At 47.6% G+C, this 25,568-nt stretch carries 17 protein-coding genes; 3 read left to right on the top strand and 14 right to left on the bottom strand.

Going from position 1 to position 25,568, the window contains the following annotated elements; genetic code table 11:
- Positions 1-83: 83 nt before the first annotated feature.
- Positions 84-1,982 (top strand): hypothetical protein, encoded by a 1,899-nt coding sequence (locus ABZR88_RS18325; RefSeq protein WP_107827409.1) that lies wholly within the window; start codon positions 84-86, stop codon positions 1,980-1,982.
- Positions 1,983-1,985: 3 nt separating this feature from the next.
- Complete coding sequence (locus tag ABZR88_RS18320; RefSeq protein WP_107827408.1) at positions 1,986-3,785, top strand: hypothetical protein; 1,800 nt, start codon at positions 1,986-1,988, stop codon at positions 3,783-3,785.
- Positions 3,786-4,041: 256 nt separating this feature from the next.
- Here the strand turns inward: ABZR88_RS18320 and sprA are convergent, their stop codons facing one another.
- From sprA to ABZR88_RS18250, 14 genes are all read right to left on the bottom strand, one after another.
- Positions 4,042-11,043, bottom strand: a complete 7,002-nt coding sequence (sprA, locus tag ABZR88_RS18315; RefSeq protein WP_107827407.1) for a cell surface protein SprA — start codon at positions 11,041-11,043, stop codon at positions 4,042-4,044.
- Positions 11,044-11,143: 100 nt separating this feature from the next.
- The gene (ruvA, locus tag ABZR88_RS18310) at positions 11,144-11,728 is read right to left on the bottom strand and encodes a Holliday junction branch migration protein RuvA (RefSeq protein WP_107827406.1); all 585 of its coding nucleotides are present in this window, start codon (positions 11,726-11,728) and stop codon (positions 11,144-11,146) included.
- A 160-nt stretch (positions 11,729-11,888) separates the two neighbouring features.
- Positions 11,889-14,177 carry an NADP-dependent malic enzyme gene (locus ABZR88_RS18305; RefSeq protein ID WP_107827405.1) on the bottom strand — a complete coding sequence of 763 codons (2,289 nt, stop codon included), beginning with the start codon at positions 14,175-14,177 and terminating at the stop codon, positions 11,889-11,891.
- A 122-nt stretch (positions 14,178-14,299) separates the two neighbouring features.
- Positions 14,300-14,698, bottom strand: a complete 399-nt coding sequence (locus ABZR88_RS18300) for a DUF1801 domain-containing protein (RefSeq protein WP_107827404.1) — start codon at positions 14,696-14,698, stop codon at positions 14,300-14,302.
- Between the two features lie 323 nt (positions 14,699-15,021).
- Complete coding sequence (locus tag ABZR88_RS18295; RefSeq protein ID WP_107827403.1) at positions 15,022-16,416, bottom strand: lytic transglycosylase domain-containing protein; 1,395 nt, start codon at positions 16,414-16,416, stop codon at positions 15,022-15,024.
- A 55-nt stretch (positions 16,417-16,471) separates the two neighbouring features.
- Positions 16,472-17,902, bottom strand: coding sequence for an Asp-tRNA(Asn)/Glu-tRNA(Gln) amidotransferase subunit GatA (gene gatA / locus ABZR88_RS18290; protein ID WP_211309754.1), 1,431 nt, complete (start codon positions 17,900-17,902; stop codon positions 16,472-16,474).
- Positions 17,903-18,008: 106 nt separating this feature from the next.
- Complete coding sequence (tatA, locus tag ABZR88_RS18285; RefSeq protein WP_107827402.1) at positions 18,009-18,170, bottom strand: twin-arginine translocase TatA/TatE family subunit; 162 nt, start codon at positions 18,168-18,170, stop codon at positions 18,009-18,011.
- Positions 18,171-18,195: 25 nt separating this feature from the next.
- The gene (locus tag ABZR88_RS18280) at positions 18,196-18,627 is read right to left on the bottom strand and encodes a twin-arginine translocase TatA/TatE family subunit (protein WP_107827401.1); all 432 of its coding nucleotides are present in this window, start codon (positions 18,625-18,627) and stop codon (positions 18,196-18,198) included.
- Positions 18,628-18,681: 54 nt separating this feature from the next.
- Positions 18,682-19,971 (bottom strand): murein hydrolase activator EnvC, encoded by a 1,290-nt coding sequence (locus ABZR88_RS18275; RefSeq protein WP_107827400.1) that lies wholly within the window; start codon positions 19,969-19,971, stop codon positions 18,682-18,684.
- A gap of 15 nt (positions 19,972-19,986) precedes the next feature.
- Positions 19,987-20,799: a DUF4292 domain-containing protein gene (locus ABZR88_RS18270; RefSeq protein WP_107827399.1), complete on the bottom strand. Its 813-nt coding sequence runs from the start codon at positions 20,797-20,799 to the stop codon at positions 19,987-19,989.
- Entirely contained in the window at positions 20,777-22,519 is a 1,743-nt protein-coding gene (locus ABZR88_RS18265; protein ID WP_107827398.1) for a tetratricopeptide repeat protein, read from the bottom strand. Before ABZR88_RS18265 ends, ABZR88_RS18270 begins: the two co-directional genes overlap by 23 nt.
- A 3-nt stretch (positions 22,520-22,522) precedes the next feature.
- On the bottom strand, positions 22,523-22,957 hold the full coding sequence (gene dut, locus ABZR88_RS18260; protein WP_107827397.1) for a dUTP diphosphatase: 435 nt from the start codon (positions 22,955-22,957) through the stop codon (positions 22,523-22,525).
- Entirely contained in the window at positions 22,954-24,498 is a 1,545-nt protein-coding gene (locus tag ABZR88_RS18255; protein WP_107827396.1) for a lipopolysaccharide biosynthesis protein, read from the bottom strand. The genes dut and ABZR88_RS18255 overlap by 4 nt, the downstream gene beginning before the upstream one ends.
- 31 nt (positions 24,499-24,529) lie before the next feature.
- Complete coding sequence (locus tag ABZR88_RS18250) at positions 24,530-24,814, bottom strand: acylphosphatase (protein ID WP_107827395.1); 285 nt, start codon at positions 24,812-24,814, stop codon at positions 24,530-24,532.
- 311 nt (positions 24,815-25,125) lie between these two features.
- Between ABZR88_RS18250 and ABZR88_RS18245 the strand changes: the two genes are divergently transcribed.
- Positions 25,126-25,455: a hypothetical protein gene (locus ABZR88_RS18245; protein WP_146166482.1), complete on the top strand. Its 330-nt coding sequence runs from the start codon at positions 25,126-25,128 to the stop codon at positions 25,453-25,455.
- Positions 25,456-25,568 lie beyond the last annotated feature (113 nt).

Genomic DNA, 25,568 nt, shown 5'->3' with positions numbered 1-25,568 from the left:
TTTAATCAATAGAATGACAATTTGTCAGCCAATTAACAAAATCAGCAAATGCTTGTTATACCATCTAATACCAAGCAAAGCTGATGAGACCAGAACGCGGACTAGTAAAAGGAATCCCCAAGTGGCTGATTGTAACCGGTATAATTCTGCTGGTTATTGGCAGTGTGGTTGGTGCAGCCTGGTTTTATTACCAGAAATATATTGCCGGCAACCGCTGGAAGCCCTTGCTGCAGGCGCAGTTGAAGGAGCTGGTGGCCAAGTCAACCGATAGCCTTTATCATATTGAATACACCGATTTCGATCTGAATATCACCTCCGGCAATGCTGTATTGAAGAATTTTAAGCTGGTGCCCGATACCGCCGTTTATAATAAACTGCTGGCCAAACACAAAGCGCCCGATAACCTGTTCACCCTCTCGGTAAAAGAATTGAGTATTAAAAACGTGGGCGCCAAGAAGGCCTACCAGGAGAAAATTCTCAATATCGATAACATTACCATTGATAAACCCAGCCTCACCATCGTCAATAAACGCTTGCCTTTTAATGACACCGTAAAGGTGGGCAAGCCTAAAACACCTTACCAGATCATCAGTAAGGTATTTAAGCAGTTAAAGATTGATACCATTGCCTTGAATGATATTAGTTTGAACTATATTAACAAAAGCAATCCGGTTACTAAGCGAACGGCCATCCGGCATCTGGATATCAGCATTTCCAAAATCCTGATAGACTCTTTGTCATCACAAGATACCAGTCGCTTTTACTATACCAGGGGCATCAACTTTACCCTGCATAATTATCAGCTGGCTACTGCCGATAGCTTGTATTACGTAAAAGTAAAGCAGCTCTTTTTCTCTACCTCGCAACGTTGCCTGATACTGGACAAGGCCCGGCTGGAGCCCCGCTACAGCAAACATGATTTCTTTGCCAAGCTTGGCCGAACGGATGACCGTTTTGACCTGTCCTTCAAAAAAATCGCCATCAGCAACATCAACTTACAACGTTTCCTGCGCGATCAGATCCTGTACGCCGGACTCATGGATATCAACAATGCCGATGTAGAGATATACACCAATAATGCCTACAAAACGGGCAAAAGAAAGAGCAAGATTGGTAAAGACCCGCACCAGCAACTGCAAAAGCTGGCTTTAGATTTGCGCCTGGCCCGCCTCAATCTGCACAATACCTCCATCAAATATGCCGAGGCCGATGCCACATCTGGCTATACCGGTGTCATCAACTTTAGTAATACATCGGGTACGTTTTTTAATGTAACTGATGATGATGATGCCAAGCGCAGAAACCCCTTTATGCTGGCACATATCAACACCTGGTTTATGGATGCGGCGCCGTTGAGGGTCAACTTTAAGTTTAACCTGAATGCTAAGAATGGGGCGTTCAATTACTCGGGCCATCTGGGTAAGTTTGATGGCCGGGTGTTGGATAAGTTGGTGCGCCCATTAGCCATGGTGCATGTAAAATCAGCCGATATTGACCGGCTTGATTTTAATGTAGATGCCAGCAATTACGGGGGCAAAGGCATGGTGCAGTTTTACTACCACAACCTGAATGTGGACTTGTTGAAGAAAGACACCTCGGGCGTTGGATTGGTGAAGCAGGGCTTTATCTCAAAAATTGCCAATACTTTAATTATTGAAGATAATAACCCGGATAAAAAAGGTAATTTCAGGCCCGGCCCTGTTAGTTTGCGGCGCGATCCTTATACTTCGTTCTTCAGTTTTCTGTACAAGGCTTTGCTGGATGGTTTGAAACCCAGCGTTGGCTTTGACCGAAAAACAGAGGGTACGGTAAACAAAGCCATTGAAAAGGTGAGTACGCTGATGGACAAGATTCATCAGTTTAAAGAGAACCGCAAAGAGCATCGCGAGGAGCGCAAAGCCAGGCGCGAGCAGAAACGGCAGGAGAAAGAACAACAAAAGCAGCAAGACCAGCAGCAAAAAGAACAAGAGAAACAACCCTGATTAATGAAGTTAGGCTTTTTAAAAGAACGTTGGCAGCGGCGCCTGGCCCGCACGTTGGTGATAGCGCTTGGTGTGGTGTCTGTTTTAGGCGTGGTGGTTGATGTTTACTGGTCGCCCATATTGGCTAAAAAGCTCAAAAGCACCATCGCCGAATCATCCAACGGACTTTACCAGATCAATTTTACCGATGCCGATCTGGATATTATTCAGGGGAAACTGAGCTTTTATAACATTGATTTTATACCCGATACCGCTGTGTACCAACAGCGCAAACGGTTAGGCGTTGCACCTAATAACCTTTACCGGCTGCACGTAAAAAAGCTGGTGCTGCGGCATATCCACCCATTTAGGTTGTATTTTGAGCATGTACTTGATATTGGTACCGTAATTATGTCTTCGCCGGTGGTGCAGGCTCAATATGAGTTGAACCATAAGAAGGATACCGCGGTTAACCTGCAAACCATCTATCAGCGCATCTCTAAGTCGCTTAAATCAGTACACATCAATCACATTGAGTTTAATGGTGTGCAGTTCAATTATCATGATTATTCTGGTGGTAAACTGGCGGCTACCAGTATAAAGGAGTTAAATATTACGGCGACTGATCTGCTCATTGACTCGGCCACGCAGACCGATAAGAGCCGGTTTCTGTACTGCAAAGACATCGTTACCGAGGTGAATGATTTTAGCGGCAAAGCGGTTAATGGCCTGTACACCTATAAGTTAAAAAACTTACGCTTATCAACCCGTACTTCGCAGCTTAATATCAGCGGCTTGCAAGTACGCCCGGCTGATGTAAATACGTTCTTCAGCAGAAGTCAGAGCGATAGATTTATGATGGATCTGGATAGCCTGCAGGTAAATGATTTTGATTTTCTGAGCTATCATAAATACCGCACCATCACTGCCAAAAGTATGACGCTGAACAAAGGCCGCCTGGGCGTGTTCAACAACCCGAATAAAGTGCAGCGGAACAACGATAAGTTTGCCACTTTCCCTAATGCCGGCTTGTATAAGTTGAAACTTGATCTGAAGATTGATACCGTGCTGTTCAGAGATATTGATGTGGCTTATACAGAGCGGAACAAGCGCTCGCTTAAAACCGGGACGGCAGTATTTAGTCGTACAGAAGGGCGCATGCTTAATGTTACCACCCGTCCGGATGCCTTGCAGAAAAACCCTAATTGTCCTATTACGCTTACCAGCTATTTTATGAACCGCGGTAAACTGACCGCAAGGCTGAATTTTAACCTGGCCGACCCCGAACTGGCCTACAGCTACCAGGGCCATCTCGGCCCGATGGATCTGCAGGATGTAAATTCTGCCACCATGCCACTGGCCATGGTGAAAGTAAATAAGGGTCAGTTGAAAAGCTTTGATTTTGATATTGCTGCCAACCGGTTCTACTCAAAAGGCAAGGTGTCACTGTTATATAATGATCTGAAGATTACGGTCCTCAAGCCTGATACTGCGCAGAATAAACTGAAGAGAATGATGCTGATGTCACTTTTTGCTAACGCGATGATCATCAAACATAACAACCCGGATACTGTGGGCCTGGCGCCAAGAATGTTTTATGTAAACGAACAGCGGCAGCCCGATAACGCTTTCTTTAAAACTGTTTGGAAAACACTGCTGAAAGGCATCCGCCAATGCGTAGGCTACGGTGAACAAAAGGAGCACGATGTAAAAGCCCAAATGGCTGACCGTAAAGTGAAGAAAGCCGAACGCCAGATTAAACGTGCCCAACGCAAAGCCAAGCGCGCAGAGAAGCGGCGGGAGAGGGCAATGGAAGAGCGATAGGGATGAGTGAATGACGGGGGGATTTGTGAAAGCGCAAAATGGGATCTTCGTCTTTCGCCCGATAATACTTCTGCGCTAATAAATATTTGTCATTGCGAGGAACAGGTGGGAGGTGTATAGGGTGTGACGAAGCAATCTCGTCGCAGGACTAAAGCGTGCGACGAGATTGCTTCGCGCGGTGTCCGAACCCACAACCTTGCTCGCAATGACAAGGTTTTTTAATCCAACAACAGAGTTGTTTTTCCCTCTCACAAACCTACTGCAACAACAGCTTCAAATTCACGCCGAAGTTGGTTACCGAGGTGTTGAATGTTTGCGAGGTATATGGCTTGGTAATGTTAGAATCATAGAACACACTCATGTTAAAGCGCTGGCTCAACACATAGTCTATTGACGGGCGCATGGTGATGTTTTTGGCACCCGATGAGATCTCGGCCGAGCCTACGTCTGCGCGGTAGATGAGGGTCTTGGTATCGCGCACAGATACATCCAGCTTAAAGTTCATATCGTTGTTCATCTTCAAATCGCTAAACCAGCCGAACGGGAAGCGGAAGTGGTTGGTACGGTATCCCAAACCAAATACCAGGATATTTTCATTCTGCTGTGCCAGCTGACTATTCAGTAAACTCAAACTCAAGGTGCGCGAACTGCGGTACTCCAGGTTGGTACTCACCTGGTTTTTAAAGCGGATATCCATGCCAATCAGCGGTACAAATTGTTCAAACAGGGTAATCTGGGTAAACTGCAATTGCGGTAAAAAGTCGTTATTAATATCGCGTGCAGAGGCGCCACCATTGGTTTCGGTATAACGGATCAGCGAGCTGTAGCTGTTAACGCTATAGGTAGAGCGATAGCCGTGGCGCAGATCGAACGAGTCGAACAGGTCGCTAAACAACGGGATGCGGCCCAGGCCACTGTAGCTGATCTGCCAGTTTGGTATCGGGAAGCTTGGGAAATTGTCCAGGCTTACTTTACTAGGATCCTTACCCGAATATGCAGCCAGGAACGCCGGCACCAATACCTCCTGCGAGTTTCTGCTATAGCCATCGGCATAACCGCCACTACCGGCAGACGATACTGAGTTAGGGTTTTGCGCCCCTAAACGTTGCGAGATCACCGCCCGCGCATCCAGGAATTTCTGGTAAACGCTGGATTGGTTATCAATGCCGTAAGCCTTAGAGAATGCGGTCTTCAGAGATAAGAACGATACGCTGTAATCACCAGAGGTAATCGGGCTCAGGTCCTGAAAACCATTCAGTGCTGCTACATATTTAAAGTTTGACTGGAAGGTGCGGTCTTTCGTGCGCAGGGCAATCAGCTCAATCCGCAGATCGCGGAATGGCTCCAGGATGGCGCGCATGTTCAGATTCTCATTCAGCGATTGGCTGTACAATTGGTTTTGCAGCGAGTCTGTACTCAGCCAGCCACCGGCCAAAGCCCTCGGACGGATATCGGCCTGGCTACCCAGCAGGAAGCCAATGCCCGGCGCATTGTAGTTTAAATCCTGCCCACCCAGGTTAGAGTTTGGCAGGTAACCCGGCAGGAAGGTGCCTTCAGAACGGGTGTATGAACCGGTGAAAGTTTTCAAGCTGGTTAATAACCCAATGAGCGTTTTATTCAGGCTGCCGCCCTTATCATCAGGCCCGTTGTTGTTGTTGGCGCGGCGCATAAAGCCAAATTTGTTGTACAAGCCTGCAAAGTTCAGTGTCGGCTGGATCTGTATGGTACGTTGGTTCTGGATGGTATTACCCACATCATAAGTGGGCGAGTTAATGGCAAACAGCGGCGCGGCCTGCCAGTTAAAGGTGGTGCTGTAGTGCACAATGGCGTTGGTCCAATCCAGTCCCGGTATTTTGTTAATCGGGGTGGTATAGTTCAGGTTCAGCGTGTGGGTGTAGTTAACGGTACGGCCCAGTTTTTTCAGGTTATCCCATAGGGTGTCTCGTTTTAAACCATTAATACGGCCGGCCGGCTCATCTACCACAGACAGGTTGGTGGCGTCAATATCCAGCGAAAGCGATCTCGACAGATTCCAGCCGATACCATATACGCGGGTAATGTTGAAGCTTTTGTTAAACGTAGTTGGGATAGGGATATAGTTGTTCGGGTCGTTATTACGCAGTGTGTTTTCTGAGTAAAAACGATCGAAGCTGATCTGGAAGGCCAGTCGGGTAGGCTTCAAACTAAAGTTAAAATCACGGAAGAGCGCCAGCAGATTGCTCTTGATGATCTTCTCCAACGGCGCGTAGTATTTAGGCTGACCGGTATAGTTGTAGGCCACGGCCACTTTGTAGGTTTTCTGGAGTTCGTTCTCTACCGTAAAGTCATGGTGCTCATAATCGGTATAAGCATAGGTAGCGTTAAAGTTTTCAATATCCCAAACATGCGCCGGCTTGGTAGGGTCTGTACGGTTTTTGTGTACGTTGGTAAAGTTGATGCTCTTGCGAATAGTATAATCCTGCGCGGCATGACGTATCGAGTCGCGCTCCTGTTGATTGCGGGCGTTGGCCAGGGTTTCTTTCAGCTCCACATCGGGCATGGCCGGGTCATACTGCGGCATGCTGCTTTGGGTAGATACGTTGACATACATGGGTATGTGGATACCCTTTTTATCCGGGAAGAATTTGCCTAACTCCATGCTGGTAGCCACATCATAGCTCTCGTTATCGCTGCGCTGACGCTCGGCCATGGTTTGGTCTATCGAGCCGAAACCGATGGTGCTTTTCGCCCCTGATAGGGTTACATCGGCAAAGTCGGCCAGCTTGGCATTAATGCGGCCGGTTGCTGCCCAGCCGCCACGCTGGTCAAAATCAGTCATACGTAATTCGTCAAACCACACAATGGCCGATTTTTCCATGCCATCATCATTAACCGACGCCGCCGTTTTCAGCGGATTACGCACGCCCAGCATAATGGTACGCAGGCGGCTCAAATCGGGCTGGCCTTTAATGGTGATCTTATTCTTTCCGTCTGATAAGGTGTACGGCAAATCCAATGGCCAGGCCCCGCCATTATACCTGGCCACATTACGGGCCAGCTTGGCGCGGGTAAGCAGGTCCATCTCAATATCCAGGGAGTTGGCATCGGGCCAGATGGAGTTTGGATCGCTGGTACCCGGATTGGTAACCGTCAGCGGGATCTCGTACTCATAGTAGTTGTCCTGATAATCTGTACCCAGACGAATGAACGCGTTCAGATCATTATTATGCAACTGATCGCCCTCGGCATGGATAAACATGCGCATGTGCTTGTAGTTGCGCAAATCGTTGTAGAAAGTCTTGTAGGCGGCACGGGAGTAGCCATCGCGCAGGCGTTTGATGGTGAGCGATAACGATTGCTCATTCAAACGGGTATCCGTACGCAGGTTATTGTAATCGCGCTGGCGGTCAATGCCCGGAGGCAACACATACGGGATTGGTGTGCGGGTGCCGTTCTCTTCAATATTTACGGTACCAACATCCAGCGTTGAGTTATCAAGCGGTGGGTTAGTGAGCGATGGATCTGCCAGTACTTTGGTAGTGCTGTTTTCTTCGTTGTAATTGCGCCACTCGCCACGTACCAGTTGCAGGGTTGCAAAACGCATTACAGCGGTATCGGCAAAGTTGGTGGTAAACATCCTGATGAAACGGATCGATTTAAAATCCTGGATGTTGCCGTATTTCTTTTGATAGTTGGCAATTGGGATGCGGAACTGGTACCAGTTAACCGACGAGGTTTGGCCGTTTTGCAGTTTCACCTGGGCGGTTACCTTATCGGTAATAAAATTCTGGCCCACCACAAAATCCTGCGGACGTACTGATACCTTGTATTCAAAGTACTCGTCGGCCAGGCTCATGTTGTTATCGCGGTTGATGTCCTCACCGTCAGGCAGTGAAGTAGAGGCCGATGTAGACAGGCCTAATAAAGCCTGAGATTGCTCTGCAGTTTTAGAGTTGCCCTCAGTGCCGTTGTAGCGACTGTAACGCTGCAAAATGCCGGCGTTGGCCTGATCCAGCAGCGGGCCCTGATAGTATTGATAATCATCCGAAGAAGGGTCAGCCTCAAATGCAGCTGCAGCCTGCGGACTAAGCTGTGCTTTGATCTGCGCAATCACTGTGGCGTATTTGGCACGCTCGTCGGCATCGTTCAAGCCGTCCAAACCAACGTCCTGCAAAATACGGGCGTTAGGGTTGGTGTCAAAAGCGTTAATTACCGGTTGCAGTTTTGGTACGCGGCCCCAGTTGGTTTCGTCAACCTTGCTCAGGTCGCCGTCAACAGGCAGACCGTTCTCCAGACTCTTGCGGCCGTCTTTCAAAATATCCTCGCTGATGCTGCCCAGGTTGAAGTACAGATCACCACCCTGCGAGCTTGTTTTGTAGATAAACGGATCAAGCATCCAGAACTCAATGAACTCTACGTTGAGCGATTCAAAATCATTAGTCTCCAGCTTGCGGAAGATACCACCCCAGCGCGAGCGTGGGTTTTGCAGTGTACCATCGGCATTAAAGCCGGTTGGCGCAAAGTTATACGGACCGCGGATGGTTGGGTAGTAAGCCAAATCAAGCGTAGGCAGTATCAATGCCTGGCCGGTTACTGATTGTTTGTAAGGAAACACCTCCTGCTCCAATACCTGCCGCACGTAGTGATTGGAAAGCTCAGACCGGGGGTTGTTTAAGCGTGGTACGTTAGAGCCCGCCAGTGTATAAAATATTGGGTCGATGTTGTAGAAAGACAGTCGCGCGCGGTTGTAACCATAACTCAGGTTGTCGGTTAACGATGATTCGCTGAACATTTGCGGCGTGCCCGATATAGACCAGTTTACGGCGCTTTTAATATCAATGACCGAGCGGCTGTTCTCAAAATCGTCCAGGTAAGATGTGCCCTTAGTAGAGCCGGCAAAGTTAAGGGCGCTTGGTGTGCCAGGGTTGAGCTTGGCAAACTCACCGCTTATGCTGATGCTTGATGGCGCTTTGGTGCTGATGAATGGCAATTTATCAACCAGCCGGGTCAGGAAGCGCGATTGCGAGCTGTAATTACCATCAAGCCCCCAGATGGTGTTAGAGATAGATTCCTCACCCACCAGTTCTTTTTGCGTGATGGGTTGCTCTGTCAGGTGCATAATGGTGGCGCCAAAGGCCAGTTTGTTGTTCACCTTATAGTCAAACCGCGAGCCATACAGCGATTTTTGTTGTACGCCAAACAGTTCGTTATTCTCAATTTTTACCGTAATAGGCTGGCCAGATTGCAACAGCGATTGATTGATCACTTGTAATCGGCCCGCGCTGTAATCCATTGAGTAATCTACGCCCTCCTGTAAGGTGTTGCTTCCCGCGCTTACTACTACAGACCCCGCAGGGATATTGGTGGCGTTCAGAAAAAACTCAGAGCCCGACTGCGCCGAGAACGTCCCCTTGATAACATACCTGTTCAGATTTGGGAAGAATTGCTGGGCGATGGTTTTAGTCGAGTCATACATGGCCTGGTACACGTACCGGCTTTTCAAATCTGTCTCCGTCGCGGTAAATTTATTGGCCAGATCAGAACCGAATGGCTCTATAGTAGGGAACATAATGCGCCCGTTCTGCGAGTCTATAGTCACTCCCTCTAAAAAGTCAAAGTAGCCATCGGGCTGCTTGGCGTTCTGCTGGTTCAGGTTATCCACACCCATCAGCTGGATCCAGAGCTTGCTTTTGGTAAGCTGACCTTCATCCATAATGGGTTTCTCAATGTTCGATTTCTCGTCCAACCGTGCAATAGAAAACTTAAAATCCGTCGGACTAACCTGGTACGCACCCAGCGAGTAGATGTTTTTCATCATCAGCTTCCAGGTAGGCAGGTTGGTTTTCAGGGTCTCATTCTTCAACAGCTTTACGTAAAGCATTTTTGGGTTGGCTGGGTCTACCGGTACATCGGTAGAAAACTCACCCACCTGGTACTCTACACCGTTATAAGTATAGCGATAAGCCACGGCCAGTACCTCGTCATTATTCAACGGGTAGTTTAACGAAATATAACCCAGCTGCGGGTGCAAGGTAAACTCTTTGTCCGTTAGCTTGCGGGCGTAGGTTAGCTTGGCATAGTTATCGGTGCCGCCGGTGTTGGCAAAAAAGGTGGTGGCGTTTTGTGTGCTGGAGTTAGTTAGCTTGGTATTGGCCGGCAATACATCTAACAGCGTGTTGGAGCGCTGAGTAAAGCCCGGGCCTTTAAAGCCGGCGGGCAAGGCAGATAGACCACCTTGCACCAGCGTGGTGTTATAGGGTTTATTCTCACCCAGATCAAGGAAGGCCAGCACATCGCGCGAGTCTGTGGTGCTGTTGGTGCGGTTGGTGGTCCAAACCTCAATTTTGGTAATGGTAATGTTTGAGCTGATGATAGGGATGTTGGCCATCGCCTTGTTGTAATTGTCGCGGAAGTACTGGGCCAGGAAGTAGTGTTTGTTGGCCTCGTAATCCACCGGCGTTAGCCTGAAATCGCCCTGTTGGGCACCGTTTTTAATGGTGATGGTTTTAGCCTCAGATCGTTGTTGCGAGAAAATGCTGGTTACACCCAGTTTGCCAAACTGTAGCTTGGTTTTTACGCCGAAGAGCGCCTGTGTGCCGGTAATCAGTGTGGTTGGCAGCGGCATACTTACGGTACCGGCTTCAATCTTTTGGATGATCTCGTCCGGGTGACCTGTATAGTCCAGCTTGATCTGATTTTCAAACTGGAACTGGGCATCGGTACTGTAGTTGGTGGCAATTTTCAATTTATCGCCAATGTTGCCCGTCACATTCATCTGAATGCGCTGATCAAAATTGAAGTTAAACTGGCTGCGCTGATTGGTGTTGAAGAGCGGGTTCTGGTTGCTGTTTACCTGCCCCGCAAAGATCATCTCTGCCGAGCCCTGCGGACGGATATCTATGGTATTGCTGCCAAAGATCTGCTCAAACGTGCGACTGCGAACCTGGATCTGCGGAATAAAGCCCGGTTGCTGCGATTGATAGGCGTAGTTGTTGGCCAATTGCTGATAGTAATCGCGTGAGCGAACACTCTGCATCAGCTTCATGTACTGATCAACCGTAAGATAAATTGGCGGACGGTAGTTAAAGTTGCCCAGCTTTTGGTAGAGGATGTACTGATTGGTAGTAGGGTCATACTCGATAGAGCGAACCAGTCCTGGTGGATCAGGATCGAGATAGCCGCGGCGCAGCTGATTATTACGCGAGTCATAGGTGCGGATAGGCGTCCTGGTGCGATTGCTGGTATCTCTGGGCGACGGGTTCTGTGCGTACGCAGACATCACCCTGCCAAAGGCAAAGAGCACAAGGAAACAAACACAAATCTTAGCAGTAAAAATCCGGGCCAATCGCTATCAATAAATAATAAAATGACTACTGTAATTATAAGCTTTTAAGTGCTGACTTTATCAGTTGTTCAACAGTTAAATTATTTCCGTTTTTGTTAATATCTTGATCAATAACCTTTTCTGCTGCGTTACGTGCAAAGCCCAGCATCACCAACGCTGCCAGCGCTTCATCCTTAGCCGAGTTAACCACAGGCATCTGGGTAAGGGTATCCGGGCCTTCTTTTTTAAGCTTGTCCTGCAGCTCCAGGATCATGCGCTGGGCTGATTTTGGGCCGATGCCTTTGATGCGCTGAATAACCGATACATTGCCGTTTACAATGGCAGCCTGGATCTCTTCCGGCGTGATGGACGACAGGATCATCCGGCCGGTATTTGGACCGATGCCTGATACCGAGATCAGATGCAAAAACAAACGGCGCTCGCCCTCTTCAAAAAAGCCGTAAAGCGTGTGCCCGTCTTCTTTTACGTGCAGCCAGGTAAAAAGCTTGCAACGTTCTGCATCGCCCAGTCGCGAGTAAGTGTTTAATGAAATGTTGATTTGATATCCAACCCCGCCTGCGTCTATTACAACGTAGGCGGGACTTTTAAAGGCCAGTTTGCCGTCTATATATGCGTACATTTTTATTAAGCTGAAAGCTCAAAGCAAAAAGCAGAAAGCTCAATGCCTGATGTTATTGTAATACGGTTTAGAATATTTAAATGTTACTCAAATTTCTTCAGAAGCAATTTTTTATTTTGAAAAGCTGCTGTTGCTAGCAATAGCAGCTTTTCTTTCGGCTTTATGCTTTTAGCTTCTCTTCATGCGCCTGAGCGTCAACTACCGCAATGGTAATCATGTTAACAATCTCGCGCACAGAACTGCCCAATTGTAATACGTGTATAGGTTTATCCATACCCAGCAGGATGGGGCCAACAGCCTCTGCATCACCCAGCTCCTGCAATAGTTTATAAGCAATGTTGCCCGACTCTAAGTTAGGGAAAATAAGCGTATTTGCCGACTCGCCAACTAAAGAAGAGAAAGGATAATTGTCTGCTAATAATTCGGTATTAATGGCAAAGTTAGCTTGCATTTCGCCATCTACCACCATATCAGGATATTGCTCATGGAGTATCCTCACCGCCTCGCGGGTTTTCTCGGGGATCTCGCCATCGTTAGAGCCAAAGTTAGAGTAGGAGAGTACGGCCACCCTTGGGTTGCTGATAAACTGCCTTACCGAACGCTCTACCAGTACGGTAATATCTACCAGATCCTGCACGCTTGGGTTTTCGTTAATGGTGGTATCGGCAAAAAATACCGGTCCTTTCTTGGTCAGCATCATATACATACCTACTACACGGCGCACGCCGGGTTCGGTACCGATGATTTGAAGTGCAGGTTTAACTATACCCACGTAGTTTTTGGTGAGACCGGAGATCAATGCATCGGCATGGCCAAACTGTACCATGCTGGCGCCATAATAGTTACGGTCTCGCATAAACTTGCGGGCCTCATACTCGGTAATACCGCGGCGCGCACGTTTGCTGAACAGGTTATCAGCATATAGTTTGGCATTTTCTACCTCTCCGCTACTACGGATGTCGACAATTTTTACATCGCCCAGCTCCAGCTGATTTTCGAGCATAATTTGCTGGATCTTTTCTTTATTTCCCAGCAGGATAGGGGTTGCAATGCCCTCGTCTTTTACAATCTGGGCGGCTTTCAGTATTTTGTAGTTATCAGCCTCGGCAAATACCACACGTTTAGGGTTCTCTTTGGCTTTGAGCGAGAGGTTGCGCATCAGCTTATCATCTTTACCAATGCGGCCGCGCAATTCTTCGTGATAGGCCTCCCAATCGGTAATAACTGTACGCGCCACGCCTGATTCGATAGCCGCGTGTGCTACAGCCGACGATACTTCGATGATGAGGCGCGGGTCCATCGGTTTGGGGATGATATAATCTTTACCAAACTTCAGGTTCCGCAGATCATAAGCCAGGTTCACCGCCTCGGGAACCGGTTTTTTGGCCAGCTCTGCAATGGCTTTGGTAGCAGCTAGTTTCATTTCCTCGTTAATGGCAGTGGCCCTCACATCCAACGCGCCGCGGAAAATAAAGGGGAAACCCAGCACGTTGTTCACCTGGTTAGGGAAATCTGAGCGACCAGTAGCCATAATCAAATCATCGCGCACCTCAACGGCCAGGTCATAAGCAATCTCGGGTTCAGGGTTGGCCATGGCAAAGATGATGGGCTTGGGAGCCATGCTTCTTACCATATCCTGTGTTACCACGTTGCCGGCAGACAGGCCGATAAACACATCGGCATCCTTCATGGCATCGGCCAGATTTTTTACATCCGTGCGGTGGGTGGCAAATTGCAGCCGCATCTCATCCAGATCGGTACGATCTGGCGTGAGCACACCGTTGATATCAAACATCACCAGATTCTCTTTCTTGACACCCAGTGAGAGATATATTTTGGAGCAGGACACAGCCGCCGCACCGGCGCCGTTCACTACCATTTTTATTTCATTCAGTTTTTTGCCCTGTATTTCGCAGGCGTTCATCAGTGCCGCGCCCGAGATGATGGCGGTGCCATGCTGGTCATCGTGCATGACGGGGATATTCATCTCGGCTTTTAAGCGTTGCTCAATTTCAAAGCAGGTAGGGGCAGAAATATCTTCCAGGTTGATGCCGCCGAAGGTGGGTTCCAGTGCTTTTACAATCCGCACAAAATCGTCAACATTGGTAGCATCCAGTTCCAGGTCGAACACGTCGATATCGGCATAGATCTTGAACAACAAACCCTTGCCCTCCATTACCGGTTTACCCGCCTCCGGGCCAATATTGCCCAGGCCCAGCACGGCTGTGCCGTTGCTGATTACGGCTACCAGGTTGCCCTTAGCGGTGTATTTGTAAACGTCATCTACATTGGCGGCGATGGCCCGGCAGGGCTCGGCAACGCCGGGCGAGTAGGCCATGGTCAGATCGCGCTGTGAGTTGGTGGGTTTGGTAGGTACAACTTGTATCTTCCCGGGACGGCCCTTGGCGTGGTAGTTAAGGGCATCCTGTTTACGATTGGTATTGTTCATAATCCGGTTTGAGTTGTAGTAATTTACAATTGTTTGAGTGTGGCAGACCGTTTTTTTAGAAATAAAAAGCAGCCTGATTTGGTTTTGGGCAAGATACTGTTTTTAACTATCTGGCGTAATGGTTATCGTTTTTTCTTCCGCGCTTCCAATATGGCTGTTATATTAATCTGCGCACAATCATCAATCAGTTGAGCGGCAATAGCTGGTTGCAGCTCATCGGCGCTGGTAAAATTGATGCACCCTTTTTGAAATTTGGCCCTGGGTAGTAATGCGCTATACTTTGAATGCACAGGCGCGTTCATATACATAGGCAAGCAGTGTAACGATAAATGCTTTTTACCGCTGGCCAGTGCATATTTCATCACTTTGCCGTCCTCTTTGTAAATAATCATATCGGCACCCATCATCGGTTCTACAATGGGGCTAACGGAAGCGTCATGTTTTAGAATCACCTCATGGAGCGCGGTAAGGATCTCCTGGCGATCTTCGGGTTGGGTGGCAATGTATTCAGCAGGTGTCATTTTTGTTGATGTTGCTGATTAAATTTAGTAAGAAGTTTTGATTTTGGGGAGGATGAGGTTGATGAATTAACTGCAGTGAACATTAGGTTTTTTACGAGGATATTGAGCAACACCGTCATGTCATGCTGAGCGATAGCGAAGCATCTGTGAGGACGAGCAGAGAGGACTATCCTCAGAGATGCTTCGTTCCTCAGCATGACATGGTTAAACCAAAGTAGCGTGTTTATCTGTCATGAATTATCAAAATCATCATCACTTCAATCAGCGGCAGAAACAAAAAAGGCGCCCATCAGAGCGCCTTTTTTATATAAATATCTTTTACGTTAGCTTTTAGTAATCTTCAAGGTCATGCCTGGTTGCAGCTCATCGTTCTTGAGATTATTAACTTCTCTGATACGCTCAATGTTAGCCTCAAACTTCTCGGCAACACCAGATAAAGTATCGCCCTGGCGTACAGTGTAAGTAAGCGATTTGGAGGCGATTTTTGCCGAAGCTACTTCTTCACGACTGCCGGCCGGTTCGGTTAAACGCAGACGGGTGCCGGTAGGTACCGTTCGGGTGCGGATGTGGTTCCAGGCTTTGAGGTCTTGCAGCTCAATACCGTAACGGTCTGCAATGCGGGCCAGGGTTTCACCGCGGCGCACTTTGTGGAAGGTTGGTGTCTCGGTGCTTTCTTCTTTCTCTTTAGCTGGTGCAACATAGCTGATGTGCTGTACCGTTGGCACTTTGCCAAGGTCGCCATTTAATGCATCATACAGGGCGGCATATTTATCAGGCGCTACTTCTGGCAAAACCATGCGGCGTGGCGATCTGGCGGTGCCGTTAATAATGCCACGGGTGTATGAAGGGTTGAGTACAAACAGGCTTCGGTCATCAATCTGCAACAGGTGTGAAATGTTGCTGAGTGACACCATGTGATCAACCACAATGGTATCTGCCTTGTTGCACATGCCCGATGGTTGCGGTGCGATGTTATGGCGATTAAAATAATTCATTACGTAGGCCATGGCTATGTAAGCAGGTACATAACCACGGGTTTCGGTAGGCAGGTAAGGGCGGATAGACCAGAAATCGGTTGCACCACCAGAGCGATCGATAGCACGCTCTACGCTGCTTTTGCCGCAGTTGTAGCTGGCAATGGCTAAAAGCCAGTCGCCAAACTCTTGATAGGCGTCTTTCAGGTAAGCTGCCGCTGCGTAGCTGGCCTTGATCGGGTCGCGGCGGTCATCAACGTAATCGTCAATACTTAGACCGAATACTTTGCCTGTAGCAGCCATAAACTGCCACGGGCCAGTAGCGCCCACGCGCGAAACCGCGTTAGGGTTCAAGGCCGATTCAACTATGGAGAGGAATTTGATCTCTTCCGGAATGCCCGCCTCGCGGAAAGCCTTCTCGTAAATAGGGAAGTAATATTTAGACAAGCCAATGATCTTGCCTATCTCGCCACGGCGGCCAGATGAGGTATAAATATCAATGTAGCTTTGTACAATTTCGTTATAGTTCAGCGGAACTTCTTTCTGCACCGAATCCAGCCTGCGCTGAAAAAGTGGGGTGTTAAACGAAGTAACCCTAACAGGTTCAACTACCGGTACCAGCGAGGTGTCGCGTCTGGCGGCGGCGTTAGCGCCTGAGTCGGCCGGAAGGCCGTGAGTTAGCGGGTTAGCTTTGGTGAGTTGTGATAATGCAAGGCAAATTACAAACGTAAATAGTCTTTTCATTATTTAAACAGTGGTTGTAGTTAGCGCGTATAACGTTAAGTAAATCACTAAATTATTAATTTGAAATTAAATTCAAAAGATAATCGGAGAAATTTAACAGTTGCGCCTCGCCGCAGTGATTGGCGAGCAGCTGTATAGCTAACGGTAAACCCTGGGTGTTATTGCCTGCCGGTAAAGAAATTGCAGGTACTCCGGCCAGTGATGCCTGTACGGTAAAAATATCATGAAGGTAGCTTACCACAGGATCTTTTTCTTCAATCCCCAGTTTAAATGCGGGCTCAGGAGCCGTAGGCAACATAATAAAATCATACTGCTGCAGTATCTCCACTGTACGCTGCTGAATCAACCGGCGAACTTTTTGGGCCTTAGCGTAATAAGCATCATAATAGCCGGCGCTTAATACAAAGGTGCCCAGCATAATGCGGCGTTTTACCTCTTTACCAAAACCTTCAGAACGTGAAAGCTTGTAGGTGCTGGTCAAGTCGGTAGCGTCCGGGCTGCGGTAACCGTAGTGCACGCCATCATAGCGGGCCAGGTTGCTTGATGCCTCTGCGGTAGCCAGGATATAATAGGTAGGTACCAGGTAATCAATATATTCAAAAGTAACCGGCTCCACGGTGTGGCCCTCGGCGTTCAACTTTTCGATGGTGTTGCGCAGCATGGCTTTCACCTCGGCATCGGTACCGTCGCTCTCTAAGGCTTCTTTAATATAGGCAATGCGTTTTGGCGAGCCATCAGCTTTCAGATTGAGCTGTTCTAATGGTTGTTGCAGCGCGGTGCTGTCAAAATCATCCGGTCCGGCCATTACTTCTAGTAAAAGGGCTGCGTCGCTAACAGAGCGGGTGATTGGTCCCACCTGATCCAGTGAAGAACCATATGCAATAATACCGTGGCGGGAAATACGACCGTAAGTTGGTTTTAAACCAACTGCGCCGCAAAACGCAGCCGGTTGACGCACCGAACCGCCGGTATCTGTACCGATAGCGGCATGACACAAGCCAGCCTGCACAGCCACGGCCGAGCCGCCCGATGAGCCACCCGCAACACGGGTTTCATCGGCAAAGTTTTTTACAGGACCGAAGTAGGAGTTTTCGTTTGAGCCGCCCATGGCAAACTCATCGCAATTGCAGCGACCGATAATTACGGCGTCCTGCGCCAGCAAACGCTCTACAATGGTGGAAGAGTAGATGGATACAAATCCATCCAGTATTTTTGACGACGCGGTAACACCGTGTCCTTTGTAGCAAATATTATCTTTAATGGCAATCACCATACCGGCCAGTTTGCCGGCGGTGCCATCTTTAATCCGGGCATCAACTTCTTTGGCGCGTACAACGGCTTCATCAGCAAAAACCTCATTAAAGGCGTTAAGATGGGCATATTGCTCAATGCGCTGCAAAAAGGCGTTAACCATGCCTTCCACAGTGCGTTTTCCGCTTTGCAGTTCAGCAGTGATGTCTACCAAAGAAGTATAGTTTTTCAGCATAGCCGCTAAAATAAAAAAACTTATCCGTTGACAAAGCAAATTGTCAGCAGATAAGTTTAAATATCTGTAATGAGGTAAGGATTGTTACAGCCCGTACGGGCATGTATTACTCCTTGTCAGAAGTTGAAGAGTGCTCGCCGTTCTGAGCATCCTTGAATTCTTTAACGCCTTTACCTAGGCCTTTCATTAATTCAGGAATTTTTTTACCGCCAAACAGTAATAAAATTGCGATGATGATCAGAATGATCTCTGGTGCGCCTAATCCCATGATTCCTATTGTTTAAAATGTAAATTTATTTATTCGGGTGTATTGAATTCGCTTCGTTAGCCAGTTTGTCAATGTCGGTTTCTCTTGGCTTTTCTTCTGCAGCAGGGTGGCTGTAACCACCATATTGCATTGTGCCTTCAACCGGTGTGGTATCAACAACAATTGGCTTTGGAGCCGGTTTTTCTTCTTTGGTTTCTGTTGCCGGTGTTTCAGCTACAGGAGGAGTTGCCGGTTCTGCTGGTGTTTCAGTTTTTGCCGGCTCTGGCGTTTTTTCTTCGAAGTTATAGATCTGATTATTGATCTCGCGCTTTACGCCTTCAGAGGCATCTTTAAAATCACGAATGCCTTTACCTAGTGTGCGGGCAAGTCCTGGTAATTTTTCACCTCCGAAAAGCATCAGGGCAACAAACAATATCAAAATCAACTCCGGCGTGCCGATGTTCAGAAATGCTAACATCTTAATCCAATTAAAGTTACAAATATAGATAATTTAAAATTTACAAAGCTCAAATTAATTTGCCAGCCATGCAGACGGGTTCACCGCGTCGCTGCCGCGCCATAATTCAAAGTGCGCAACAGGCATGCCCGATGCCGGATCTTGCGCTACAGATCCCACCGTTTGCTTGGCTTCTACCTTTTGGCCTTTTGATACACTTACCGAGCGCAGGTTACTGTAAACGGTAAAGAACTCACCATGCCTGATCAGCACTACATACGTGCCGCCAATGTTGGTTACGCTGTTTACTTCGCCATCAAACACGGCACGTACAGATGCACCTTCGCTGGTGCGGATATCAATGCCCTTGTTGTCATTAGTAATACCACCAGTGCTGTAACGACCGAAGCCTTGCACTACACCACCGCTGTTGGCTACCGGCCAGGGCAGGCGGCCTTTATTGCCCAGAAAGTCGTTAGACAAACGGGCGGCTTCTGGGGTGGCGTTCAAAACCTCGCGAGTAGTTGATGAACTGGTGATTTTTTTAGTCACCACTACCGGTGCCCGACCTTCGGCCTTGGCTTTAGCCGCTTCTGCTGCCTCGCGGCGGCGTGCCTCTTCTTCGGCCCGGCGGCGTGCAGCTTCTACCTCACGACGGATGGCTGCGGTAATCTGCGAGTTGAGGCGCATAATATTGCGCTGCTTTTCTAACTGCTGCTGTTTGATCTGCCCTTGTTGACGGCTCAAACCGGCAATAACATCCTGCTCGTCATTTTTTTCTTTACCCAGGTTGGCTTTTTCTTTCTCCTGATCTTGCAACAGGTTGCTTTTTTCTTTTTTAGACTGATCCAACTGATTGATCTTTACATGCAGATCATTTTGCGTTTCAGTAATGGCGTTGGCCTGGCGCTCGCGATAAGTGCCAAACTGCTGCAAGTATTTCAGTCGTTTGTAAGCCTGGTTAAAATCACTGGCGGCAAATACAAACATCATTTTGTTGTACTGGCTTTTGTTATGATAAGCAAACAATACCATAGCCGCATATTCTTTTTTTAACTGGTTGAGCTGTTTTTGCAAATTGCTAACCGAGTTGTGGTTTTGCGTAATCTGGTTGTCCAGTAAGCCAATCTCTTTGTTAATGCCACCAATTTTTTCTGTACGCAGGTTAATTTGTGCCTTAAGAATGCTGAGCTGTTTAAGGTTGGTGCGTTTATCTTTTGAAATCTGGTCGGCCTGGCGGTTCAGTTCTTCCAGCTCCTGGTTTAGTTTTTCGCGGCGGCGTTTTAATTCATCGCTGCTCTGGGCCGACGCACCCAATGCCGAGATCACTAAAACAAGCAGTAAAAATATCTTTATAAATTTCATCAGTTACAATCAATCTCAGTTAACCATTTGAAAACGATCTGGTACGCTGAACGGAAAATCCAGCACCTGGTCAAAATCAGCGTTGTTATAATGCAGGCTGATATTTGCCTTTTTAGTACCCGCTGCCGACGCAATATCAATTTGCGATGGCACTACCCGTCCTTCGGCCTGTATAAACGCGCTGTTGCTTACCTGCAGGGTTTGTGCCGCCTGGTTGGTCAAGCTGGTTTGGCTCACCTTAAAATCTGGCCCTACGATGAGTTTATACACCAAGTCGGCCAGGTTGCCGGTTACCACCGTGTTGGCGCCATCATTACCCACGGTTGAGCCATCTTTCAATAGCTCTGGCACCGCGTTGCCGGTTAACAGGCTTTCAATGGTTTTATAGTTTACCTGCTGCGGCGCATACTTGTAAATGTAGCCGAAAGGTTTACGCATGTAATTGCTCTGCAGGCGATTTAACACCCAAATACTATCTGGCGTAATTACCGTGCGGGCCACTTCAATGCCCAGCAGTGCGGTAACAGATACCCAGATCTTTTTATCGTGCTGAATGCGGATGTTCAACGTTACATCATTGCCGTTGCCATCAATACTCAACCGGGTTTTGGCCTTGGCGCTAAACGTGGTAAAGTTAACCTGTTTTGCACGTATGGCGGCCAATTTTTCATTCGCCATATTGCGCGCCGGCTTTGCCGCTGCCCGCTCTGGCGACGATATGGTTGCCCCCTCGCCCGGCGTGGCGGCAACTTGTTTATGTGTGTGGCAGGCGGTCAAAGCCATTAGGGCTGTGCCGATTGCCAGTTTATTCAATATATCGCTTTTCATTGATCTTTCTGTCTAATACAGGTGATTGTCCGCCGTACTCTTTGGCCTTTTTCCAGTTGGCCACGGCGCCGTTAACATCGCCTAAGTAAAACATAATATCGCCGTAATGTTCCTGCTGCACTGCGCTGTGCTCTTTATCATGTGCCAGCGCTTTTTCCATCCACACCCGGGCCTCGGTATAATTCTTTTGTTTAAAAAGTATCCACGCGTAAGTATCTTCAAATGACGGGGTGTTGGGTTGCAATTGGTTAGAGCGTTTTGACATTTGTGCCGCCTTATCCAGTTGCTGTCCTCTTACCGACAGATAATACGCGTAATTGTTTAACGTGTAAACGTTCTCGGGATTATACGTAAGCGCCTTATCATAAGCATCGTCTGACTTTGCGTCGTCCTTCAGTTCGTGATAACAATCGCCAAGGGTTGAAAAGCTTTGCGAAAGTAGGTCTTTATCCTGAAGTTCTAATGAAGTTGCATTTTTGATGTAGCTGATAGCCTTGGCAAAATTCTTTTGCTGCAGATAGGCTACGCCCACTAAGTAGTTCATCCAGGCCTGGTTAGGGTAAAGGCTCAACGCGTTCTGGCCGTCTTTCAGGGCGGCGTTGGCGTCGTTGTCGCCCAGATCCAAACGCACCAGCTGTTCATGCACGGTGTAGATGTTGGCATCCAGTTCGATGGATTTTTTATAGATGGGGCGGGCCTCTTTATACTGGCCATTTTGCATCAGCATGTCGCCATAAACGGCAAATGCCTTGGCATTTTGTGGGTGCGCAGTAATCAGTATCCGGCTCAGCTCCAATGCGCTGGCTTTGGCATTAGCATCCGGAAACTTGGGGATATAACCCAGTATGATTCTCACTTTTTGTTCTACAGCCAGTTCGGGGATGGCAAAAGCCAGCTTCAACTCATTAAAGCAGGCATCATTATCTTTTTTATCGCGATAAATATCGGCCAGGGCCAGGTGCACGGTGCCGTTGTTGGCGTCCAGCTTTTCGGCATCCAAAAGGGTTTTTAGCGCTTTATCTTGCTGTTTGTTGGAGTTATAGATCTCGGCCAACAGCAGGTAGTATTTGATTTGTCCCGGATTCCCGGCAATCAATTTTTCCAGTTCGGCTGCTGCCTGATCTGCCTTGTTGAGTTTTAGGTAGATCTTTTGGCGCTGGGCCACCAGATCATCGGTCAGGCCGGTTACGGCTTCCAGCTTGGCGTAAACGGCCAGTGCATCTTCATACCGCTTTTGCAGGTAGTAGGCATTGGCTTTATCAAAATAATAATCGGCCTTGTCTGGGTCAATGCGGATCAGCTGATCAAAAACCAGCTCCAGTTTAACCAGATCATTGGTCTTCTCGTAGCTATCGGCCAGGGCAATCCAAAACCACTCGTTGTTTGGGCTGATGGCCACCGCTCGTTCTAGCAGTTGCTGGGCTTCGGCTTCTTTTTTTTGTAGTTTTTTTAGGCCTGCCAGCTCATACATGGCGGCCGAGTTATTAGCATCGGTTTGCAGCACGCGGTTAAAAAAGTCGGCAGCCTGGTCAAAGTTCTCCATCGTTTTCTCATGCAGGCCAGAGAAAAACAACTGTTTAACCATCAGGCTATCGGTTTGGCTCAGGGCTTTTACCTGAGTTGCTGGCGCAGGCGTATTGCCCGCCGGTTGCTTAGCCTGCGAAAAGGCCAGCACGGGCGCCAGTATCAACCCTAAAACCGATGCGTGCTTCAGGTTCATTATTTATGCTTTGCCGGTATGTCCGTAACCGCCGTGGCCGCGTACGGTGTCGCTTAGCTCTTCGGCTGGTTCCCACTCAATGCGCTCGTATTTGGCCACAATCATCTGGGCAATACGGTCGCCGGTGTTTATCTCAAAATCTTCTTCGCCCAGGTTAATGAGCAGTACTTTGATCTCACCGCGGTAATCGGCATCAATAGTGCCCGGGGAGTTTACAATACCAATGCCATGTTTAAATGCCAGGCCGCTGCGCGGACGGATCTGCGCTTCAAAGCCCTCTGGCAATTCAATATGCAAGCCGGTTGGGATGAGCTTGCGCTGCATAGGTTTTAAAACAATGCTGGTTTCCAGATCGGCGCGCAGGTCCATGCCTGCGGCATGCACGGTCTCGTAACCGGGCAGGTTATTTTTTGATTTGTTTATTACGCGAACGGTCATTTTTTAAAGATAGCTTTTAATTGTTTCCCTTCCATTATAAAAGCATAAGCGGCGAAGAGGATCAATAACGTATTGCCTGCAAATATATTACGTTTAAATACATAGAATGACAAATAAACGAGGATAATGGAGATAATGATATACGTTAAATTCTTTTTAAGGTTGTACGGAATAGGGTAGTTTTTTTGCCCCCAGATGTAAGAGAGGATCATCATGACCGTGTAGGCAGTAAGCGATACCCAGGCCGATGCCATATAGCTGTACTTGGGAATGAAAATTACGTTGAGCACAATGGTTACCAAGGCACCGATGCCCGATATATAAAGACCGTATTTGGTTTGGTCTGATAATTTATACCACACCGAAAGATTCATATAAACCCCCAGGCACACATAGCCTAAAATAAGCGGAGGTACAACGGGCAGTCCGCTCCAGAAAAGCGCGGTTTCTGTGGCATTACGGCCTTTAATAAAGTACTTCAGTATTTCAATGTTGGCTATCAGTCCAACAAATATCAGGGTGATGGCTATGATCAGGTAGTCCATAATGCGGGCATAGGTTTGGCCTGCATTTTTGTTTTTGGCGTGGTTAAAGAAAAACGGCTCGGCCCCAAGTCTGAAGGCGTTGATGAAAATACTAAGAAACACTGCTATTTTACAACAGGCACCGTAAATACCTACGTCACGCAAGCTGTTGGCCGGGAGCAGTTTGCCCAGTAAGATCTTATCCATGTTTTCATTAACCAGGTAAGACAGGTTGGCAATCAATATAGGCCAGCTATAGCCATACATGTGCACCAGCATAGCACGATTGAGGTTGAAGCGGATTTTCAACAACTCTGGCAGCAGCAAGAATAAGGTGATGATGCTGGATGATAGCTCTGATACAAAAACATAGCCCACCCAACCTTTGGTATACCAGCCCGAAATCCAGCCGGCACCTATATAATTGTGGTTAAGCCAGAATGGTACTGCATAAACAAACATCAGGTTGAGTGCCACAAAAACCAGTACGCTGGTTAGCTTGATGGCTCCGTACCGGCCGGGCTTGCCATCGGCACGCAGTTTTACAAAAGGGATGGCACACCAGGCGTCAACCACTACGGTTGCCATAAACAGGTAGATGTATTTTAGAAAATCTGCATGGGTGGTGCCCAGGGTGCTATGTACGGCAATGCCCTTTTCGGCAATGCGTTTGGTGTTGCTTGTATCTACAAAACTAGCCAGGTAGTTGCTAAATGGTAGCGTAAATAACAGGAAAAGAAGCGTTACTGCCAGTACCGACGCAAATGCATTGTTGTAAACACGTTGCTTATCATCGCTATGCTTATTCAGGTAGCGGAAGAACGTGGTTTCCATGCCAAATGTCAGTACAGCATTGGTCATAGATACATAACTATACATGATAGTAATTATACCGTAGGCTGCCGTTGCGTAGGCCCTGGTATAAACCGAAGTCATGATGAAAGTGAGCGACCGACTGGCAATGGTGCTTAAGCCATACACAGCGGTTTGCCCGGCAAATTTTTTAGCAGTAGACAATACTTTGGAGTTATGTTAACAGACGAAGTTATTAAAACAATCCACGTTTTAACACCTCAAAATTACGATAGTTTTTTAACGGACCTTCGGTAGTTAATACCTCTTCTACCTGGGCGTTTTCGGGGCCTTCGTGGCAAAAATCTAAAAACATGCCCATAGTGGCCTCGTCGGCTTCGGCTTCAATGCTTACGCTGCCGTCGGGGTTGTTCTTCACGGTGCCGCGTACACCTAATTGATCGGCCACGGCTTTTGTGCTGGCGCGAAAAAACACGCCCTGTACCTTGCCTCTTACGGTTATATCCAGATGTTTTACCATATGATGCAAAGATACGGATTTGATTTTAGGTGATGATTTGGTGTTTAATTTGGGATGTTGTCTCTAAAATTGTTATTGTCTATTAAAATTTTGGTGTTTGTGTGGTTTTGTTGTTCTGTTTTATTGTTTTATTCAGATAATTAGCATTGTAATTTAATTATTGTATGATTTTTATCTAAAAATTCGTTCTTTTTTATTGTGTTAAATCAAAATATTGAAGTTTTATTTAATAAAATTTATGATTTTTTGATTTAATCTGTTACTTTAGTAAAATAATGAATATAAAAACGCTTAAATCTGTGCTTTTGGTTATGGTGGCATTTGTCGCCAGTGCCAATGCTATGCACAGATCGGCGCCGCAACCGCAGCACGAGCAGCGGATTGAGCGCCCGTCATCATACGATGCGCGGAGCGAGGAGGAGAAATCAGCCTATATTTATAACTTCGGTGCCAATGGTTCGGTGCAAATGCTGCGCGGGCCGCAACGGCGATCGGCCAATTACAACAACTTTTCATTTGACTGCCTTGGCAGGTACAGAAAAGCATACCTTAAATCAATTCATTGTGCTTATTTGCTGTATGGCGCGGGGTATGTGCGCAGCAGTAAACTCATCCTTTTCCCTTTTCATGTTTTTTGGTAATACCGTGCGCTGTTAAAAAGATATTTATGAACGATTTAATCTCCCGGCGTGATATACCGGGAGATTACTCTCATCGTTTTTGCTTTTTACCGGCCAGAAACCAGTTGTAAAGG

The sequence above is a fragment of the Mucilaginibacter yixingensis genome (assembly GCF_041080815.1).
Classification (GTDB): Bacteria; Bacteroidota; Bacteroidia; order Sphingobacteriales; family Sphingobacteriaceae; genus Mucilaginibacter; species Mucilaginibacter yixingensis.
The sequence above is the reverse complement of the archived record's forward strand: the minus strand, read 5'-3'. Positions and strand labels throughout refer to the sequence as shown.

Excerpts from the sequence above, each read along its gene's own strand:
- ABZR88_RS18245 (WP_146166482.1), top strand. The coding sequence starts at position 25,126 with ATGGTGGCATTTGTCGCCAGTGCCAATGCTATGCACAGATCGGCGCCG.
- ABZR88_RS18270 (WP_107827399.1), bottom strand. The coding sequence starts at position 20,799 with ATGAAAAGCGATATATTGAATAAACTGGCAATCGGCACAGCCCTAATG.
- ABZR88_RS18275 (WP_107827400.1), bottom strand. The coding sequence starts at position 19,971 with ATGAAATTTATAAAGATATTTTTACTGCTTGTTTTAGTGATCTCGGCA.
- dut (WP_107827397.1), bottom strand. The coding sequence starts at position 22,957 with ATGACCGTTCGCGTAATAAACAAATCAAAAAATAACCTGCCCGGTTAC.
- ABZR88_RS18265 (WP_107827398.1), bottom strand. The coding sequence starts at position 22,519 with ATGAACCTGAAGCACGCATCGGTTTTAGGGTTGATACTGGCGCCCGTG.
- ruvA (WP_107827406.1), bottom strand. The coding sequence starts at position 11,728 with ATGTACGCATATATAGACGGCAAACTGGCCTTTAAAAGTCCCGCCTAC.
- tatA (WP_107827402.1), bottom strand. The coding sequence starts at position 18,170 with ATGGGATTAGGCGCACCAGAGATCATTCTGATCATCATCGCAATTTTA.
- ABZR88_RS18295 (WP_107827403.1), bottom strand. The coding sequence starts at position 16,416 with ATGAAAAGACTATTTACGTTTGTAATTTGCCTTGCATTATCACAACTC.
- gatA (WP_211309754.1), bottom strand. The coding sequence starts at position 17,902 with ATGCTGAAAAACTATACTTCTTTGGTAGACATCACTGCTGAACTGCAA.
- ABZR88_RS18325 (WP_107827409.1), top strand. The coding sequence starts at position 84 with ATGAGACCAGAACGCGGACTAGTAAAAGGAATCCCCAAGTGGCTGATT.
- sprA (WP_107827407.1), bottom strand. The coding sequence starts at position 11,043 with ATGTCTGCGTACGCACAGAACCCGTCGCCCAGAGATACCAGCAATCGC.
- ABZR88_RS18320 (WP_107827408.1), top strand. The coding sequence starts at position 1,986 with ATGAAGTTAGGCTTTTTAAAAGAACGTTGGCAGCGGCGCCTGGCCCGC.
- ABZR88_RS18280 (WP_107827401.1), bottom strand. The coding sequence starts at position 18,627 with ATGTTAGCATTTCTGAACATCGGCACGCCGGAGTTGATTTTGATATTG.
- ABZR88_RS18300 (WP_107827404.1), bottom strand. The coding sequence starts at position 14,698 with ATGACACCTGCTGAATACATTGCCACCCAACCCGAAGATCGCCAGGAG.
- ABZR88_RS18250 (WP_107827395.1), bottom strand. The coding sequence starts at position 24,814 with ATGGTAAAACATCTGGATATAACCGTAAGAGGCAAGGTACAGGGCGTG.
- ABZR88_RS18305 (WP_107827405.1), bottom strand. The coding sequence starts at position 14,177 with ATGAACAATACCAATCGTAAACAGGATGCCCTTAACTACCACGCCAAG.